The sequence below is a fragment of the Staphylococcus gallinarum genome (assembly GCF_000875895.1).
GTDB classification, from domain to species: Bacteria; Bacillota; Bacilli; order Staphylococcales; family Staphylococcaceae; genus Staphylococcus; species Staphylococcus gallinarum.
The window spans coordinates 136,525-154,544 of the sequence record NZ_JXCF01000256.1; the positions used below are offsets into that span (position 1 = coordinate 136,525).

General features: G+C 33.8%; 17 protein-coding genes. 8 read left to right on the forward strand and 9 right to left on the reverse strand.

Annotation, left to right across the window (positions count from 1 at the left end; genetic code table 11):
• Positions 1-136: 136 nt before the first annotated feature.
• Both SH09_RS14930 and SH09_RS14935 read right to left on the reverse strand, forming a co-directional pair.
• Positions 137-1,078, reverse strand: coding sequence for a nucleoside hydrolase (locus SH09_RS14930; protein ID WP_042740382.1), 942 nt, complete (start codon positions 1,076-1,078; stop codon positions 137-139).
• A 53-nt stretch (positions 1,079-1,131) separates the two neighbouring features.
• A complete protein-coding gene (locus SH09_RS14935) occupies positions 1,132-2,490 on the reverse strand; it encodes an amino acid permease (RefSeq protein ID WP_042740383.1) in 1,359 nt (452 codons plus the stop codon).
• A 204-nt stretch (positions 2,491-2,694) separates the two neighbouring features.
• Here SH09_RS14935 and SH09_RS14940 point away from each other — a divergent pair, with 204 nt between their 5' ends.
• A complete protein-coding gene (locus SH09_RS14940) occupies positions 2,695-3,657 on the forward strand; it encodes a DMT family transporter (RefSeq protein ID WP_042740384.1) in 963 nt (320 codons plus the stop codon).
• A gap of 166 nt (positions 3,658-3,823) precedes the next feature.
• Positions 3,824-4,387, forward strand: coding sequence for a TetR/AcrR family transcriptional regulator (locus SH09_RS14945; protein WP_042740385.1), 564 nt, complete (start codon positions 3,824-3,826; stop codon positions 4,385-4,387).
• 118 nt (positions 4,388-4,505) lie between these two features.
• Here the strand turns inward: SH09_RS14945 and SH09_RS14950 are convergent, their stop codons facing one another.
• Complete coding sequence (locus SH09_RS14950; protein ID WP_042740386.1) at positions 4,506-5,303, reverse strand: trypsin-like serine peptidase; 798 nt, start codon at positions 5,301-5,303, stop codon at positions 4,506-4,508.
• 300 nt (positions 5,304-5,603) lie between these two features.
• Between SH09_RS14950 and SH09_RS14955 the strand changes: the two genes are divergently transcribed.
• Both SH09_RS14955 and SH09_RS14960 read left to right on the forward strand, forming a co-directional pair.
• A complete protein-coding gene (locus SH09_RS14955; protein WP_042740387.1) occupies positions 5,604-6,581 on the forward strand; it encodes an LLM class oxidoreductase in 978 nt (325 codons plus the stop codon).
• On the forward strand, positions 6,559-6,792 hold the full coding sequence (locus tag SH09_RS14960) for a DUF896 domain-containing protein (RefSeq protein WP_042740388.1): 234 nt from the start codon (positions 6,559-6,561) through the stop codon (positions 6,790-6,792). Before SH09_RS14955 ends, SH09_RS14960 begins: the two co-directional genes overlap by 23 nt.
• A gap of 418 nt (positions 6,793-7,210) precedes the next feature.
• On the opposite strand, the gene SH09_RS14965 is transcribed toward SH09_RS14960, so the two are convergent.
• Entirely contained in the window at positions 7,211-8,425 is a 1,215-nt protein-coding gene (locus SH09_RS14965) for an MFS transporter (RefSeq protein ID WP_052495470.1), read from the reverse strand.
• A 604-nt stretch (positions 8,426-9,029) separates the two neighbouring features.
• A complete protein-coding gene (locus SH09_RS14970) occupies positions 9,030-9,893 on the reverse strand; it encodes a fructosamine kinase family protein (RefSeq protein ID WP_042740389.1) in 864 nt (287 codons plus the stop codon).
• Positions 9,894-10,136: 243 nt separating this feature from the next.
• Here SH09_RS14970 and SH09_RS14975 point away from each other — a divergent pair, with 243 nt between their 5' ends.
• Both SH09_RS14975 and SH09_RS14980 read left to right on the forward strand, forming a co-directional pair.
• Entirely contained in the window at positions 10,137-11,201 is a 1,065-nt protein-coding gene (locus tag SH09_RS14975) for a quinone-dependent dihydroorotate dehydrogenase (protein ID WP_042740390.1), read from the forward strand.
• Positions 11,202-11,304: 103 nt separating this feature from the next.
• Positions 11,305-11,727, forward strand: a complete 423-nt coding sequence (locus tag SH09_RS14980; protein ID WP_042740391.1) for a universal stress protein — start codon at positions 11,305-11,307, stop codon at positions 11,725-11,727.
• 64 nt (positions 11,728-11,791) lie between these two features.
• Here SH09_RS14980 and SH09_RS14985 read toward each other — a convergent pair whose 3' ends face one another.
• Both SH09_RS14985 and SH09_RS14990 read right to left on the reverse strand, forming a co-directional pair.
• Entirely contained in the window at positions 11,792-12,595 is an 804-nt protein-coding gene (locus SH09_RS14985) for a Cof-type HAD-IIB family hydrolase (protein WP_042740392.1), read from the reverse strand.
• 47 nt (positions 12,596-12,642) lie between these two features.
• Positions 12,643-13,023 carry a VOC family protein gene (locus SH09_RS14990; RefSeq protein WP_042740393.1) on the reverse strand — a complete coding sequence of 127 codons (381 nt, stop codon included), beginning with the start codon at positions 13,021-13,023 and terminating at the stop codon, positions 12,643-12,645.
• Between the two features lie 235 nt (positions 13,024-13,258).
• On the opposite strand from SH09_RS14990, the gene SH09_RS14995 reads away from it, so the two are divergent.
• Together SH09_RS14995 and SH09_RS15000 are read left to right on the forward strand one after the other, a co-directional pair.
• On the forward strand, positions 13,259-14,080 hold the full coding sequence (locus SH09_RS14995; RefSeq protein ID WP_042740394.1) for an N-acyl homoserine lactonase family protein: 822 nt from the start codon (positions 13,259-13,261) through the stop codon (positions 14,078-14,080).
• 249 nt (positions 14,081-14,329) lie between these two features.
• Positions 14,330-15,766, forward strand: a complete 1,437-nt coding sequence (locus tag SH09_RS15000; protein ID WP_042740395.1) for an APC family permease — start codon at positions 14,330-14,332, stop codon at positions 15,764-15,766.
• A gap of 248 nt (positions 15,767-16,014) precedes the next feature.
• Here SH09_RS15000 and SH09_RS15005 read toward each other — a convergent pair whose 3' ends face one another.
• Positions 16,015-16,428: a MarR family winged helix-turn-helix transcriptional regulator gene (locus tag SH09_RS15005; protein ID WP_042740396.1), complete on the reverse strand. Its 414-nt coding sequence runs from the start codon at positions 16,426-16,428 to the stop codon at positions 16,015-16,017.
• Positions 16,429-16,625: 197 nt separating this feature from the next.
• Entirely contained in the window at positions 16,626-17,843 is a 1,218-nt protein-coding gene (locus SH09_RS15010) for a CynX/NimT family MFS transporter (protein WP_042740397.1), read from the reverse strand.
• Positions 17,844-18,020 lie beyond the last annotated feature (177 nt).

The following is an 18,020-nucleotide window of genomic DNA, read 5'->3' on the forward strand; positions in this document are numbered from 1 at the left end:
ATGCTGCAATGATGTATCTACCAAATAACAGCATAAATAAAAAGCTTTATAAAACCATTTCCATTGGAGGAATCGTTTTATAAAGCTCTGTCTCATCATCTTTAATCTAGTGATTAATCTAACAATAGCGCATTTATTATAATTTATTGTAACTTTGTAAAATATTTTCAACTAAATCCCACAAGTCATTTACATCAACAGCTATCGCAAAATTGGCGTTTTTTTCCTTTTGTGTAATATCATTTAAATCTACCGACATTGTGCCATAAGTTAAATCACTTTGACACTCAATATCGATTCTCGTGTATTGCATCGTAAATAATTCGGGTTGCAATAAATATAAAATTGTACAAGCATCATGTATGGGTCCACCATCCATATTGAAATGTGTCTTATATGTGGATTTGAAAAATTCAAGTAGCTCAACAACAAAGCGGGCAATTTCATTATCAATACCTTTAAAGCGTGAGATAATTTCATCTGTTGCCAGCACTTGATGTGTGACATCTAGACCGAACACATTAATCATCACACCACTTTCAAATACACGTTTCGCCGCTTCGGCATCAACCCAAATATTAAATTCTGCTGTTGGTGTCCAGTTACCGAATGTACCGCCCCCCATAATTGTAATAGATTCGATATTTTGTACAATATTAGGTTCCTTATTCATTGCCATAGCAATATTTGTTAATGGTCCCGTCGCTACAATAGTCACTTTGGTATCACTGTGGCTCACTTTTTCAATTATTGTATCTACAGCATGCATAGTCGTCGGCTTTAATGCAGGTACTTTAGGTAAATTGGGTCCGTCTAATCCAGTCTCACCATGTATCTCTGATGCAAATGACGCATCTTTTATTAACGGACGAGATGCACCAACAGACACTTCAATGTCTAACCGGCCCATAATATCCAATACATTTAAAGCATTATTAGTATTCTTTTCAACAGATTGGTTACCTGCAACAGTCGTAACTGCTATGATATCTAATGGACTTTGTTTGGCTCCTGCAAGTATTAATGCAATTGCATCATCATGGCCCGGATCACAATCCATAATAATTTTTTTAGTCATTTTCCTTCACTCCAAATCACAGGATTATATCGTACGATTTCAAACTTGAGGCATCATCTTTGTCGTGTATGCTTTTTATATTGTCGATACATCAATGCTAGGACTATCAACCATAATGGCGCTAATAACACACCGATTCTAGTCTCCGGATTCACCAATAAAATACCAAATATAAAGATAAAGAATACGATGATACACACTGCCATTTTACTACCACCTGGTAATTTAAAATTACTTCGCTCATGCAGATCAGGTCTTTGCTTTGTATATCTATAGTATGCAATGGTAATTAAGGTCCATAAAAATATATTCAACACTGTTGATACAGTACTAATATAGACAAAGACGGTTGTCGCATTAGGAATAAAATAATTCAATAACACTGCAATAAATAAAAATGAACTTGTAATTAAAATCGCAGTGATCGGTACACCTTTCTTATTTGTTACCTGAAAACTTGGTGGTGCTTGTTGTCTATCTGCCAAGCCAAATAACGTCCTACTATTAGCAAATATGCCACTGTTACAAGCTGAGGCTGCTGCAGTCAATACCACAAAGTTGATGATTCCTGCTGCAAATGGTATACCTACAAGCGCAAATAATTTAACAAACGGACTATCCTCTGGATCAAGTTTATTCCATGGCACAATTGAAATAATAATAGCAATTGCCCCAATGTAGAACAATAAAATTCTAAAGGGCACACTGTTGATTGCCTTAGGAAGTGTCTTATGTGGATTCTTAGTTTCTCCTGCAGTGATACCAATCATCTCAATTCCTAAAAAGGAAAATATCGCCATTTGGAAAGACATAAAGAAACCAGCAGCACCATTTGGAAACAATCCACCATGTGCATATATGTTAGAAAATGAAGATGTACCATACGGTGTTTGGTAAGCCATGATAACCATGGCCAATCCCACAATAATCAACGCGATAATCGTACCTACTTTAATCAATGCAAACCAGAATTCTAGTTCACCAAATAATCGTGTACTCAATAAATTGAAATACATCAATAGGAGTACGCACAAAAAAGCCGATAGCCAATTGGGAATTTGTGGAAACCAAAAAGATACATATTTCGCCACCGCTGTAACCTCTGCCATACCAGAGATAATCCATGTTAACCAATATGTCCAACCTGTAATGAAACCCGCAAGTGAACCTACATATTCATTTGTAATATCTGCGAATGAATTAAATTTCGTATCAGAAAGCAACATCTCTCCCATCGCTCTCATAAACATAAACAATGCAAATCCAACAATTATGTAAGTCAATAATATAGACGGACCAGCTAAATGAATCGACTGTCCTGCACCTAGAAATAAACCTGTACCGATTGCTCCCCCAATTGCAATCAATTGAATATGTCTGTTACTTAATTCTCTCTTTAGTTGATCAGCCATAATTCCAACCCCTTAAATTTGAAATTATACTCTTTAATCATACTATGTCCCATTCAGAGTATCTAATTTCTCCTAACATATTAGGTTTTTATTATTGTTAATGATTAAAAAATACAACAATATACAATAATAGTTTACCCTTGCCAATATTTAAAAAACTGTTAAATTAAAATTATTAAAAAATTTTTAGGAAGGTGGAATAACATGAAAGCAATATTAATTGGCATTTTGGGGGCAATGTTTTTCTCTGTTACCTTTATCTTAAATCATGCAATGTCAGATTCAGGTGGTAGCTGGCTTTTCAGTTCATCTTTACGCTTTATATTCATGTTTCCATTTCTTTTTATATTTGTCTGGATACAAAAACGTCACAACGTTATTATCAAACATATTAAAGCGCACTACATCTATTGGCTCATTTGGAGCACCTTGGGATTTGTCTTCTTTTACATACCTATCACTTTCGTATCAAACTTTAGCCCAGGGTGGCTCATTTCAGCAACGTGGCAATTAACAATTATTTGTGGCTTATTATTAGCACCATTATTCTACGAACTCATCGAATATAATAATCAAATTATAAAGGTTAGAGAACATATATCTTGGCGATCACTTGCAACTTCAAGTATTATGATTTTTGGCGTGATATTAATACAAATTCCACAAATTTCTAATATACAAACTCAAACATTTATTTTGTCCGTTGTACCATTGGTTCTAGCTGCCTTTTGTTATCCTTTGGGTAATCGTAAAATGATGGAACTCGTTGACAATGAACTCACTACGATTGAACGTATCTACGGGATGACCTTTGTTACACTGCCAATCTGGACCATCATATTTTTAATTGGCGTCTTAACAAATGGGTTACCCTCTTCAAGTCAGGTCTTACAAACCTTTTCAGTAGCTATTTTTTCAGGTATCATTGCGACCGCTTTATTTTTCTATGCTACAAATATGGTCAAGGATAACCAAGCTACCCTGGCAGCAGTTGAATCTACGCAGGCTACAGAAATTATCTTTACCTTAATAGGAGAAATGCTCTTCTTGGGCCTTCCACTACCAGACATGATTAGTCTTATTGGTATTGTCTTGATCACACTAGGTATTTGTATTTATAGTTTTATGAGTACCTTTATTAAGGAAAAGCAAGCAGACGTTAATTAATTCTGTATTCGTTTCATATAAAATCAGACTGTTTATGTAGGACTACACCACTTTTAATTAACTAGATCTTAACACCATATCAATTATTCACGTTGACATAATTTTAACTAGCATAGATAATTTATATGCTTATAATAAAGTATTAAGTAGAGGAGATGCACAAGTAATGCCAACCACATATACAGATCCACGTGTATCAAGAACGAAAAGTCTGTTGATGAACGCATTTCGTGAAATTGCTAAAGAGAAAAAAATACATGCCATTACCGTGAAGGATATTACCGATCGAGCTACAGTGAACAGAGCAACATTTTACGCGCATTTTTATGATAAATATGACATCATGGATTACACTATTTCTGAGACAATACTCAATAATCTAAATGAAACATTAGATATTGCTGAGAAATTAGATGAATCCACTTTACACACGCTCTTTATTAAAATAACTAGCTATATTGAGGAAACACATAATGAATGTAAGTTAAATAGTAAAGCATATGGAGAAGTTGTTGAGAAACGTGTCAAAGAAGAATTAGAAGATATCTTTCTTACATTAATTGAAGATAGCAACCCAAATCAAGATCGTGAAATGCTTGCATCTAGTGCGAGGTTTCTTGCTTGGGGATTATACGGTATTGCGAAACATTGGTTTGAAACTAGCACCGTTTCCGCAGAAGACTATATAAAAAAATCATTACCTTTTTTAGTGAATCATCTAGCATATTAAAGTAAACTCCCTAAGTTGAGTTGAAAAGGGGTACAGTGTTTACAAACACATCCTACCTTTCCACTTAACAATTAGGGAGTTTTTGTTATTCCTGAAATTTAATTACTCACAATATGTACTATTCATTATTGTCATTAATAAACTTCAATACATCTCCAGTTATAGCAACTGCATTATTACTTTCACCTTCAACACCACCGTGATGTAATCCGATTAATTGATTATTGCTATCAAATACTGGTGATCCTGAATTTCCTCCGAAAGTACTTGCATCATAAGTTAACTCTGTACCTTGATTACCTATAATCTTTCCTGTACTTTCCCACATTGTCGCTAAAGGTTTATCACCAGGATAACCTGTCACTGTCATAGGATCTCCTTTTGATGTCGCTGCAGCGTCCTTTAAAGTAGCTGGTTGTACTACTTCACCAACTGTTTGTCCCTTACTGTTAGGATTAAAATGAACAACGACTAAATCTGCGTCACCTGGATATGGTTTAATATCTTTTTCTGTAAATGTCCCATACGGGAATGTATTTTCATCCTTTGCTGCTGGTGAAAATTGCATATTACCGTCAGAAAGGTTTGCTACGTGTTTATTTGTTAGTACAGTGTTTTTACCAACTACAACACCAGTAGCAATACTGTCTCCCATACTAATATAACCGATAGATTGGTAATGACCACTCGTTGTATTATCTATTTGTTTTCTATCTTCATTTGGCAATATAACTTTTTGTGATATTTCTGGCGATTGGTTAGCAGTATTTTCATTTTGTTGAGCTGTATCATGCGAGCCTTGAATCTCTTCATTATTTCCTTGTTCATCTGAACTGGCAAAACTACTAAATGGTGCTATTGCTAAAATTAAAGCTAGTGACAAAGTAATACTACTTAATACTTTTCTCAAAAACATAAATTACCTCCAAAAATAATATTTGTCTTCTTCAATTTAAAGAAATTCAGAAAAATAATCAAATAATAATAAAAATGTCTAAAATTAATATTCGTTAAGCAACTTTATTCTAAAAAATATAAATGCTTTATATCGTAATGATGATGTTTTGACAACACATTGCACAAATTGTTGCTTATCCAATAAATTAAACAATTTGTCGTTTGCATTATGCACAGAATGGTCATACAATCTTATCTAGACAACAGGTGTTACTTAATTAATAACTGTTGCTTAGTATAAAGAAAAGGAGGGATTAATATTTCAACAATACAATCACACAGCGGATTTTATTACGCTTTTAAAGCACAACATTTAACGCTTGGGTTAATGATGCCTTTTGATAATGCCGAGCATAATGCATTATCATTTTCTGAACAAGGAGACTTAGCAAAATATGCCGAAACACTTGGGTTCACTAGTTTATTCGTTAGAGATAGTCCACTCTATAGTCCTAAGTTAGGTCCTATAACCACAAATTATGACCCATTTGTATTTTTGACTTATATAAGTAGTCGAACTTCAAACATTGCATTAGGTACTGCTAGTATTGTTGCGACGTTAAGACATCCTATTCATATAGCTAAAGCAACTACCTCATTAGATTTAATTTCTAATGAACGCTTGTTACTCGGCATGGCAACAGGAGATAGACAATTTGAATTTCCAGCATTCAATGTAGAGACAAATCAATTATCAGAACGATATCAACAAACGATATACGCTGTAAAGGCATTATGGCAATCACACTCACCAGACTTATCAGATACAAAATTCCAACTAACTGAAGATTCTGGTTTACAAATATTACCCAAACACCAACAAATCCCAGTGTTTGCTACTGGTTATGCCAAACAAAGCATAGACTGGATTAAACAGCATATGGATGGGTGGTTATTCTATCCACAAGCCTTTCAAGCGCAAAAGAAACTACTTGAACAGTGGCATGATAACAACAAATTCAAACCATTTATGCATCCCCTCGTCATCGATTTATCAAATAATCCAAATGAACTTGTTTCACCAATTAAGGGTGGATATCGACTGGGGAGTAAGACTTTATTAAATATATTAAGCGCCTATGAACGGATCGGAACAAATCACATCATTTTAAACTTAAAATCGGCAAATAGAACATACGAAGATATGTTACAAGAAATAGGAAAAGAAATTATCCCCTATTTCCCACCACATATAACCAAGGAGGTACAGAAAAATGAAATTATTGGACAGAATTAATATGTTAGCAAATAAAGAAAAAGTACAAGGACTAACAACAACAGAAAAACAAGAACAACAAACATTGAGACAAGAATACCTTAAAATGATTCGAGGACAAGTCATCAATACCTTTTCAACATTAAAAGTTGTAGATCCATTAGGTGAAGATGTGACACCTGATAAAGTTTATAAACTTAGAAAAGAAATGGGAACATTAGATTTGAATTAGCCATAGCACAAGCGTATAGAACGTAAAGTGTTTAAATAATTGAAGTAGGCAATTTCTATTGAAGTAATATAGAAATTGTCTTTTTTTATGACTGTTACTGTAACAGTCACTTATGTTTTCTACGTATTTTGGCGAGACTCCTGAGGGAACAGGACAAGCTGAAGACTACAGGCTGAAGCTGGCCCCTAGGAAAGCGAGCCAACAATACGAAATATGAATAATAAACCAACAGCTTAAGTATTATTTATTTAATGATTGATATATCAACACTTACAGGACAAGCTGAAGACTACAGGCTGAAGCTGGCCCCTAGGAAAGCGAGCCAACAATGCGAAATATGAATAATAAAAAAGCACTCAGATAAATTGAATCATCTGAGTGCTATTTTTCTGGAAATTATGTCCCAACTTTTAAATACTTAATTAAGCTGTCTATAATTTTTAGAATTAAAAAGAATTAATACCCATACAAATAAGCTAGAAAATGCAGAAATTGCAAGAACATTAAATATTGAAATATCCATTGTATTCAGACCTGAGATCACTACATAAGAAATTGGATCAAACCCTGTCATAGCAAGGAATATTAAACTCATCACTCTTCCAGTTACTTGTTCATCTGTAAATTCTTGTGCCATTGTAATAAATGGAATGTAAACAAAGGTATAAGTAACACCAATGAGGAGAAGTAACAGCATTTGTAATATCAATGTCGTAACTTGCGTGAAGATAATCAATAGCACAATCATGATCAACAATGTAAATATCGTCAACTTACCTCGTCCCTTTTGGAACGTAATAATACTAAGCAATCCTGTTCCTACCAACATCCCCACACCTAAACTAGACTGCAAATACGTTAAATTAATCGGTGTGCCACCAAGTGATTCTACTATAATCGGAATCCCAACACTTAACGCACCTAGTCCAAAGAAATTGGCAGTAATCAAAATAATAATCCCTGTAATTAAAAAACGGGATGACTTAACATAACGAAAACCTTCGACAATATCTTTGATTGGTGTATTATCAGAACGTTCTTTAACATCCGCTTCATCAATAAAATAAGGAAAGACGAATATAGCAGATAAAAATACAAATATTAAAGAAATATAAAAGCTTGTCGCAATTGAATAATGTTCCATAATTACACCGGCAATAATAGGTCCAAATATAAAGGAAATTTGAGTCCCACCTTGGAATAATGAATTGGCACGCTGTAATTGCGCTTGCGTGACTACCTTAGGTATTAATGATGTACTTGCTGGTCCAAAGAAGGCGTCCAACATTCCAAAACATGCTGCTAAGATCATTAGCGGAATCAGTGATAGTTGTTGATTTATAATTAAAAAATACAAAATCACAAGTACCAAACATTCTGCAATATTTGAATAATACATAACAGTTGTTTTCTTAAATTTATCAGCAACCATACCGCTAAATGTCATCATAATCAACCTGGGTACTGTGGCTGAAACTAATATATAACCTAATGCCATCGACGATTGTAATTCCTTTACAGCATACCAGGTTATTGTCGTTAAAATTGTACTGAAACCAACCATAGCAAAGATGCCTGCCAATAACATTAACATATAAGTACGGTTGAATAACAGTTTATTAGATGTACTCAATTTTTAGCCCCCTATGTTTCAATATCTTCTTCATACTATTCGATTCTCAAAGGATTTCTTCTCACATAATACGCTCACTATGTATCTATTGATTCGAGACAATTTATTGCAGACAAACAACATCTCAAATCATTTTCAACAGTACGTAATACATCATTTACACCATTTCTACTCGTCTCAAAGGATGAATACCTTAAATAATACAATGCAAACATCTTTATTACACTTAATATAATATTTATTTTTACAACTTGTTATCAGTATAACAAATATAAATTAAAAAATAACAAATTTCTAATTAAATAGTAATTTTCTTTTAATATAAATTCATCAATATTATTCAACACATCATTAGCCGTTTCAGAAAATGACTTGTGAAACACATGAATAATTAAGCCCTAAATAAACTTCATTCTTAGACAATATTGGATTGTATAGTACGTACAATGTAAATTTTCCCATAATAAAAAATGTCACTCTCTATTATTAGAATAGAAAATGACATTTTTACTTTAATCAAATTGCTTAATAAGACAACTATTTAATTTTTCGATATTGCAACACTGCATTCATCAAGTATCATATTTTGTATCAATTCATAACACTATTTAGCATCGGCTAGTATTTTAGAGATAGATTGATCTACGCTACGTGCATAGAGTCCTCCAAATTTTACTAAATGTACCATCAATAAATATAAACGGTAGAATTCCAATCGTTGTTCTGCACCCTTTGCCATTGGATAATGTCGCTCATATGCATCATAGAAATCTTGCGTAAATCCTCCAAATACAGTAGTAATGCCTAAATCAAACTCTCTATCACCATATAGTGGTGCAGGATCAAACAATGCTGGTGTCCCGTCCTCTAAAAACATATAGTTGCCACCCCATAAATCACCATGTAATAATGATGGCTTACTCTTATGATTAGACAATGCATCTACAATAATCTTACGCACCTGCTCATAACGTTTTTTGTCATCAAGCGTCCATTGGTCATTTTTCAATAAAGTTTCAACTAAATGATCTAGACGTCGTTCAACAAATATCGTAGTCCAATTATCAGACCAATTATTGTCGAAAGAAATATCTCCACCTTGGTAAGGTAAATCAAACCCAAATCTTCCTTCTGGTTCATGTTGACTATGCAGTTTTGCAACAAGCTCACCTAATTGACGTTGACTACCTTTAGTCCCTTCATGTAAGAATGATAATATCAAGTAAGCATCACCTGCTATTTCTCCACTATCTATAACTCTAGGTGCTGTCACGTTTGCAGCTTCAAAAAGATTTAATCCTTCAATCTCAGCCGCATAAAATGATTCAGACTTATTACGTTGCACCAATAAAAAATATACCCCGTCTTCACTCTCTATTCGGAAAGCTTCATTTACATCCCCACCACTTACAGGGGTAATAGCTTTAATACCTGTTATTGGTAATTGTTCTTTCCATTTAGTTTCCAATATTTATCACTCCAAAATAACATACTTGTCTTTCATATTATATCCATGTCGATACCACTTTAAGCATTCCTCAATTATAATTTCAGTGATTCACTCTAGGCATAAACCTTCTAAAATGCTAGTCTATTAAAGACAATACTTTCAAGATAAGTATGAGATTCAAATGTGTTATCTCTTTTTTCTTAGCTGATTGTTTTTTATAATTAAGTTAATTACAAAATTAAAAAATGGAGCGAAAATTTCATGTACAAATTAATCAAGCCTATCTTATTCAAGTACGATCCCGAACAAGCACATGGTATGACAATCGATGCCTTAAAATTTGTCCAAAGATATCCTAAAACATTACCTATAATCAAACAATTCTTCCATTATGAGAATGATATTCTCACACAAGAATTGTCAGGTGTTCGTTTCCCTAATCCGATTGGTCTTGCAGCAGGTTTCGATAAATCATGCGAAGTTCCAAAAGCCTTAGAATATGCAGGGTTTGGCTCAATCGAACTCGGTGGTATTACACCAAAACCACAGCCTGGTAATCCTAAACCACGTATGTACCGTCTAGTAGAAGACCAAGCGTTAATAAACAGAATGGGTTTCAATAACCTTGGAATGAATAAGGCACTTAGTAATTTACGTAAATATAGTTATAACATTCCAGTAGGCTTAAATGTTGGCGTTAATAAAAGTACCCCTTACGAAGATCGTTATCAAGATTATATAAAGGTGCTTGATACCTTTAAAAATGATGTCACATTCTACACAGTAAATATCAGCTCACCTAACACTGAAAATTTACAGAAATTCCATGATGAAAGTGAATTTTCACAGCTTTGCACAGCAATACAATCATTTAAAGTAGAAAATGACATCACTGTCCCAATATTTATAAAGTTAACTTCCGATTTAGATCTAACTAGTTTAGGACATATGTTACCACCAATTACCAAGACCTTTGATGGTATTATTTTAGCTAATACGACGCAACAACGGGACGGATTAAAATCTGAAAATCGTATTGAAACAGGAGGATTAAGCGGTCGCCCATTATTCGAACGTAACATTGAACTCATCAAACATGCTTACAAGGAAACAAATGGTACATTTACAATCATTGGAACAGGTGGTATTTTCACAGTTGAAGATGTGATTACAATGTTAAGAAGCGGCGCATCACTTGTTCAAATATATAGCGCATTAGTATTTGAAGGACCAGGGCTTACTAGTAAATTAAATAAAGCACTAGCACAATACCTTAATAAAAATGGTTACCAAAACCTTAAAGACATCATTGGATTAGATGCATAAATCACAATCAGTGAGAATCTTTTAAAATTTCAAGTTGATAATTAATAAATAAAATTTTAGCTTTACTTAATTAGGGTATGCATATATTAAGGGAGGTGCTATTATGTATAAAAAAATATTAGTAGCCTATGACTTCGATAACACGTTTAACAATGTGCCTCAAGAATTAGTCCGTCTAACATCTGGTTCACAAGAAGCTGAGATCACAGTGTTCAATGTTATCTCAGAAAGTGAACTCCAAACATCTGTTAGATACAATGACATTCATTTTGAACAATTAGCCGAATCTAAAGGGAAAGAAATCCAACCCTTTATTGATGACTTAGAAAAATTAGACTTGAATGTGACTGTAAAATTCGGTACGGGTCATATTCGAAATACCATTTTAGAAGAAATAGAAGAACACGATTATGAAATTATCGTCATGAGTAATAAACGTGCAAAAGCAGATATTAAGAATGTACTTGGTAATGTCACACATAAAATTGCCAACCATGCACACATTCCAGTGTTAATTATTAAATAAAATATTAAGAGGTTGTACCAAATACAATACTATATTGTAAATGGATACAACCTCTTTTTAATTATCATGAAGTTATAAAGTGCTCAATCACCTTTAATACACCAGAATCATTATTTGACGGTGCTCTGTGGTTGGCTACAGAGGCTAATGACTCACTACACTCCGCCATGGCATAACTGTGAGGCGTCAAACTGAGCATTTCAATATCATTATCGGCATCACCAAAGGCTAGTAAATCTTCTTCGTCTATCCCCCAACGTGCTAATAATGACTGGATAGCTACTCCCTTATTTACATCCGGCAAAATCAAATCTAGACTGTCATTACCACTAGTCACTGCCCTTAAATATTGAGGGTACTGTGCTTCTAAGTCCGCTTTCACTTGTTCTAATACCGTTGTGTCTTTGATGCGCATTGCTACCTTTACAAAATCATCATCGCTAATATCATCAAAGTGTTTAACCTGTTGAACATCATAATAATAATGATTAAAATACGCCGTAAAATCCTCTGTCACATTTGGTAATACATATGCAGTACGTATACCACTTAATATCAAATCAGTTACTTTATGCTTATCAATGATATCGCCTAAAATCTGTTGTAATACTGTCTTATCAAAGTAATTTGCATCTAGAATTTCGTCTTGATAATAAGTCACGGCGCCATTTTCAGCTACAAATGTAATATCATTTACTTTGTCAGGAAACAATGACTTTAATTGTGCATATTGATTTCCACTCGCAACGATAAATTTTATGTCTTGCTTCATCATTGTTTGGAACAATTGTTCAAAGTATAATTCGTCCAAAGTGTGATCAGACCTCATTAACGTTCCATCTTTGTCTACAGCAATCGCTTTAACCATTTTACCTGCCTCCAACATCTTAGTATTTCAATTTAACGCTTTGCGACCTACATTGTAATAATATTATATAAATGACCGTCTATGTCGCTAAATAATCCCCCATAGAACCCTTCATGCATCGTGCCTCTTTCTATCACTGTGCCATTCGCACTTTCTACTAAATCTAACAGTTGATCAACTTCAGCTTTAGTATTTAATGATAGTGATATTAATGCTTCGTTATTACCAATTTTTGATAATCGTGACACTTTTTTAAATTGTTTCGTTTCGATAAGCATAATGACCGTGTTATCTAATGTAGCAATACCTCTCATCTTATCCATCATGTCATCCGATTTTTTAATTTCAAAGCCGATTTGTTGATAAAAATCTTCACTCGCTTCCAAATTGACTACAGGTAAATTTAACCACGCTGATTTAACATTCATCATCATTTCCCCCAATGTCTATGTTTCTTTCACATTTATAATTTAACACAAAAAGCACTTTATTTTTACTTACGATACATTTGACACATTTATTTTATTAAGATAAAGTTCTTACCATCTTTATTATAAAATAAAAGATTAATTTAAATTCAATATATTTCATTTCACAATTACTATAATAACTTATATTTAAATACAAAGGCCATGCACGCCTAAATTTGGAGGTTTACAATCAATGACACGTAATATTAATGTACATATATTACATACAGGATCAGTTATTGTTGACTCGGCTTTACCTTTTAATCATAAAAAAAATCTACCAATTTCTTGGAGTGGTTTTATTCAAACACGAAGTAAGCACATTTGTTTACCCGTTTCTATTTACTTAATCGAACATCCTAAAGGACTTGTATTGATAGATACAGGATGGCATGAATCAAATCGCCAACCCAATTATTCAAAAAATGCAGCTTCACTTTCTCAGAAAGCTATTTTACCTAAAGGACAAGCAGTTCATGAACATCTTGCTAAACTAGGCTACCAAATAACTGATGTAGATTATGTCATCTTAAGTCATTTACATAATGACCACGTCTCAGGTTTACCACATGTGGCACAGGCTCATCATATTATGGTCAGTGATGAAGAATGGTCTGCTGCAAATAACAATAATAATTATGAATTAGGTATGTGCCAAAACATTCCTATTGATACTTTTCCTCTAGAACATAAAGGCATCGGCCCTACCGGTAAATCTTATGATTTATTTAACGACGGTACTGTGGAATTTATCCATACGCCAGGACATAGCCCTGGACATTGTGTCACACGTATCAAACGTCATAAGGAAGCGGATCAATTTTTATTACTAACATCAAATGTAGGTTATGCAAAATCATCTTGGCAACATGGTATTTTACCTAAATATGTTGACGATAAGGATGCAACTATCAATTCCTTAAATTGGGTTAAAGTACAAGCAACAAATCCGAATTGTATTGATGCAATCGCCAATCACGATCCACATATCGAGCCACAAATCATTAATCTATAGCAATCGTGTCGGCCTATAGTCAACACTTACAAACGGTCTATATTATATGATAGTTACATTCGTTCCCAATTAACAATTCATGGTATGACTAAATATTTGTCGTAAATTTATCGATTTTCTGTCAGACGACAAATATTTGTTTTATTTTTTCGAAATTATCTAAATATTCTGATTGATATATGCTATGATATGGATTATATTAATAACGTTATTAAATTTTGTGAAATGAGTTTTAGGGAGTGGTTTATAATGACTGGATTTTTTCAAAAACTATTAAAGAAAGAGGACCCCTCTGTCTATCAAGTAAAAGATGCGCACTTGAATCGCACATTAAAGGTTAAAGATTTTCTAGCTTTAGGTGTCGGTACAATCGTGTCTACATCAATTTTCACCTTACCAGGCGTAGTCGCTGCGCAACATACTGGTCCAGCCGTGGCATTATCTTTTCTATTTGCTGCGATTGTTGCTGGTTTGATTTCTTTTGCATATGCTGAAATGTCATCTGCCATGCCATTTGCTGGTTCTGCATATTCTTGGATTAATGTCGTGTTTGGGGAAGTTTTTGGATGGATAGCTGGTTGGGCATTATTGGCTGAGTATTTTATCGCTGTCGCCTTTGTGGCTTCTGGTTTTTCAGCTAATTTACGTGGTTTAGTTTCACCTTTAGGTATTGAATTACCTAAAGCACTATCCAATACATTTGGTACTGATGGCGGCGTTATCGATTTAGTCGCTGCTATCGTTATATTACTTACAGCATTGTTACTTGCTCGTGGTGCATCATCCGCTGCGCGTATAGAGAACATCTTAGTTGTATTGAAGGTATTAGCAATTCTATTATTTATCGTAGTTGGTTTAACTGTAGTACAAGGTAGTAACTATGTACCTTTCATACCAGAATATAAAGCAACTGAAGCTGGCGCATTTGGTGGTTGGCAAGGGATTTATGCTGGTGTTTCTATGATATTCTTAGCGTATATTGGATTTGATTCAATCGCTGCAAACTCTGCTGAAGCAATCAATCCGCAGAAGACAATGCCTAGAGGGATACTGGGATCATTGTTAATTGCCGTGATTCTGTTTGTGGCTGTTGCACTTGTACTTGTTGGGATGTTTAAGTATTCAGATTATGCAAATAATGCTGAACCTGTAGGGTGGGCATTAAGACAAAGTGGATTTGGTGTCGTAGCCGCGATTGTACAAGCTATTTCAGTTATTGGTATGTTTACTGCATTGATTGGTATGATGTTGGCAGGTTCACGTCTACTTTATTCATTTGGTCGTGACGGATTATTACCTTCATGGTTAGGTAAGTTAAATAATAAGCAATTACCAAACCGTTCATTGATCATCTTAACAATTATTGCCGTGATTATTGGTTCAATGTTCCCATTCGCATTCTTAGCACAGTTAATATCTGCAGGTACACTCGTTGCATTTATGTTTGTTTCATTAGGTATGTTTGGCTTACGCCCTCGAGAAGGAAAGGATATTCCAGTACCAGCGTTTAAAATGCCATTCTATCCAGTGTTACCAATTGTGGCATTTATCAGTGTTGCTATTGTATTTTGGGGGCTTAGTGGAGAAGCCAAATTATATACATTAATCTGGTTCATCATCGGTTTACTGATTTATCTAATTTATGGTATTAGTCATTCAAAAAAACATAAAAGTACAAAGTCATAAACCATTAACTTAATAATTAGTATAGCACTATTGTACTATTATAGAATTCAGGGGAAAATTCAAAATATTACAGTAGCTACGAGCTATGAATTCGGCACCAGTCCAACATCTTTCTTGTTGGACTGGTGTTAATTTTGTCTTATTATGTATATATGTTTCTATAAAAAAATAGGCGACCATGTTCAACACATAATCGCCAACTTATATTGTATAAAAAGGAAGTTTGTTACCCTCCTCTTAACCCATTGCTATGCTTTATATTGCCTTGTTATCAAATCGTGCATAGATGAAAAATCAACTTTAGCTATTAATTGTTCATACGTTTTGATGGCTTTTTCAATGACAGATAAACCTTCATCCGTTAAATATATATACATAGCTCTTTGATCTTCAACACATTCTTGTCTAAATACTAATGGTTCTGCTATTTTTTCAATTCTTACGATAAGACGGGACATAGCACTCTGACTCAAATCCACTATTTTTATTAAATCATTAATTTTATATTTTTTGCCCTTTGCTTTATAAATTTCATATAAAACATAGAACTCTTTTAAACTTAAATTATATTGCTGCTTTAATGATTTTTCTATCATTGTATCTATATAATGAACATATTTTGTTAGCTCAATCCAATTTTCAATTTTTTGTTGTTCCTCCATCCAATCCCTCCTAACATTTCAAGTATCATATTAATCGTGGCTTAACCTTTATATAAATAATAACATTTTTCAGCTATAGAACTCACCGATATGTTTACAACAATATATTTTAATTAAACAAAGTTGCTTAAACATAAAAAAATCTAGTACTACAATATTAACTGTAATACTAGACTTTGAGTAGTACTTTGCCTAAATTAATCATTCTGCTGATGTGCCGGTTGATGAACAATAAATGGTTGCCCTGAAATAAAGCCAAATATTGCTATTAATACAGCTACCCCCATAAGTACAATGAGTGGGACGGACCAACTGCCAGTAATATCTGAAATCATACCAAGACATACCGGACCCACTGCAGCTAATAAATAACCAATGGATTGAGCCATACCAGATAATTGGTAAGACTGTTCAATATCTTGAGTTCTCAAGACAAAAAACATCATTGCTAAACTATATGTTGTTCCTGCACCAACACCTATCAATATTAAATAGAGTACAATCGCAGCATTTGGTAAATATGCGATACCTAATAACCCTACAAAAAAGGACCCAGCACCAAATAATGCTAAACTACTTTGCTTCTTCATACGCCCTGCAATAATAGGTGCAACAAATGCCACTGGTATGATTCCTAGCTGGTTTACAGTTACAAGCCATCCCGCTTCACTTTCAGAAAATCCTTTAGTTGTTAACATAATTGGTAACCACGCAAATAAACTATAGGGTATAAACGATTGCAAGCCCATAAATAAGGTGATTGTCCATGCTAGTTTAGATTTCCAAACACTTTGTTTAGGTTCGCTATCAATTTCTGCAAACACTTTCTTTTTACGTGAGCGCAAATATGGAATACGTAATACTAATACAAGTGCTGCAATAATAGGTACAATCAACCAAATTTGCATTGCAATACGCCAATTCATCCCTGGTGCCACTGCAATCGAAACAGATAAACCAGCAGCCAAAGCGCTCACAAGATTCATCGTCACAGAATACATACCTGTAACAAATCCCATTTGTTGTGGAAATGATGATTTGATCAACCCTGGTGCCATAACATTCCCTACTGCTATTGCAAATCCAACAATTATTGTGCCAATAAGTAATAAACTTGCGCCTCCAGTTCCCCTTAGCCACATTCCAATTGCTAAAATAACCATCGAATACATCAAGGTGCGTTCCATACCAAATTTCTGTGACAACTTAGGAATAAATGGAGAAAATAATCCAAATGCAACAAGCGGTAAAGTATTCATCAAACCAACCAAACTATTCGAAACGCCTAATTCTTCCTTGAAAAATGGAACTAATGGTCCTATAGAGGAAATAGGTGAACGTAGCGTCGCACCAATAAATAGTACTGCTAAAAATAATAATATCGTAAAGTATTTATATCGATTTATTTTAATCATTTACTCCCTCCTTTTAATTCTCTTAAAAATGTCCCGCGATTTTTATGTTATTTAAAAACCCTATCACACTGGCATAAATAAGCTCAATAGTATTTTGCTAATAAAATAAAAATATTTCTGTTAGCTTGTTCATCATAAGTTAAGTTATTTCCCTAAATTAAAATTACAAACATCACA

Coding starts and splice junctions, on each gene's coding strand:
- SH09_RS14930 (WP_042740382.1), bottom strand. CDS start 1,078: ATGACTAAAAAAATTATTATGGATTGTGATCCGGGCCATGATGATGCA.
- SH09_RS14935 (WP_042740383.1), bottom strand. CDS start 2,490: ATGGCTGATCAACTAAAGAGAGAATTAAGTAACAGACATATTCAATTG.
- SH09_RS14940 (WP_042740384.1), top strand. CDS start 2,695: ATGAAAGCAATATTAATTGGCATTTTGGGGGCAATGTTTTTCTCTGTT.
- SH09_RS14945 (WP_042740385.1), top strand. CDS start 3,824: ATGCCAACCACATATACAGATCCACGTGTATCAAGAACGAAAAGTCTG.
- SH09_RS14950 (WP_042740386.1), bottom strand. CDS start 5,303: ATGTTTTTGAGAAAAGTATTAAGTAGTATTACTTTGTCACTAGCTTTA.
- SH09_RS14960 (WP_042740388.1), top strand. CDS start 6,559: ATGAAATTATTGGACAGAATTAATATGTTAGCAAATAAAGAAAAAGTA.
- SH09_RS14975 (WP_042740390.1), top strand. CDS start 10,137: ATGTACAAATTAATCAAGCCTATCTTATTCAAGTACGATCCCGAACAA.
- SH09_RS14980 (WP_042740391.1), top strand. CDS start 11,305: ATGTATAAAAAAATATTAGTAGCCTATGACTTCGATAACACGTTTAAC.
- SH09_RS14985 (WP_042740392.1), bottom strand. CDS start 12,595: ATGGTTAAAGCGATTGCTGTAGACAAAGATGGAACGTTAATGAGGTCT.
- SH09_RS14990 (WP_042740393.1), bottom strand. CDS start 13,023: ATGAATGTTAAATCAGCGTGGTTAAATTTACCTGTAGTCAATTTGGAA.
- SH09_RS14995 (WP_042740394.1), top strand. CDS start 13,259: ATGACACGTAATATTAATGTACATATATTACATACAGGATCAGTTATT.
- SH09_RS15000 (WP_042740395.1), top strand. CDS start 14,330: ATGACTGGATTTTTTCAAAAACTATTAAAGAAAGAGGACCCCTCTGTC.
- SH09_RS15005 (WP_042740396.1), bottom strand. CDS start 16,428: ATGGAGGAACAACAAAAAATTGAAAATTGGATTGAGCTAACAAAATAT.
- SH09_RS15010 (WP_042740397.1), bottom strand. CDS start 17,843: ATGATTAAAATAAATCGATATAAATACTTTACGATATTATTATTTTTA.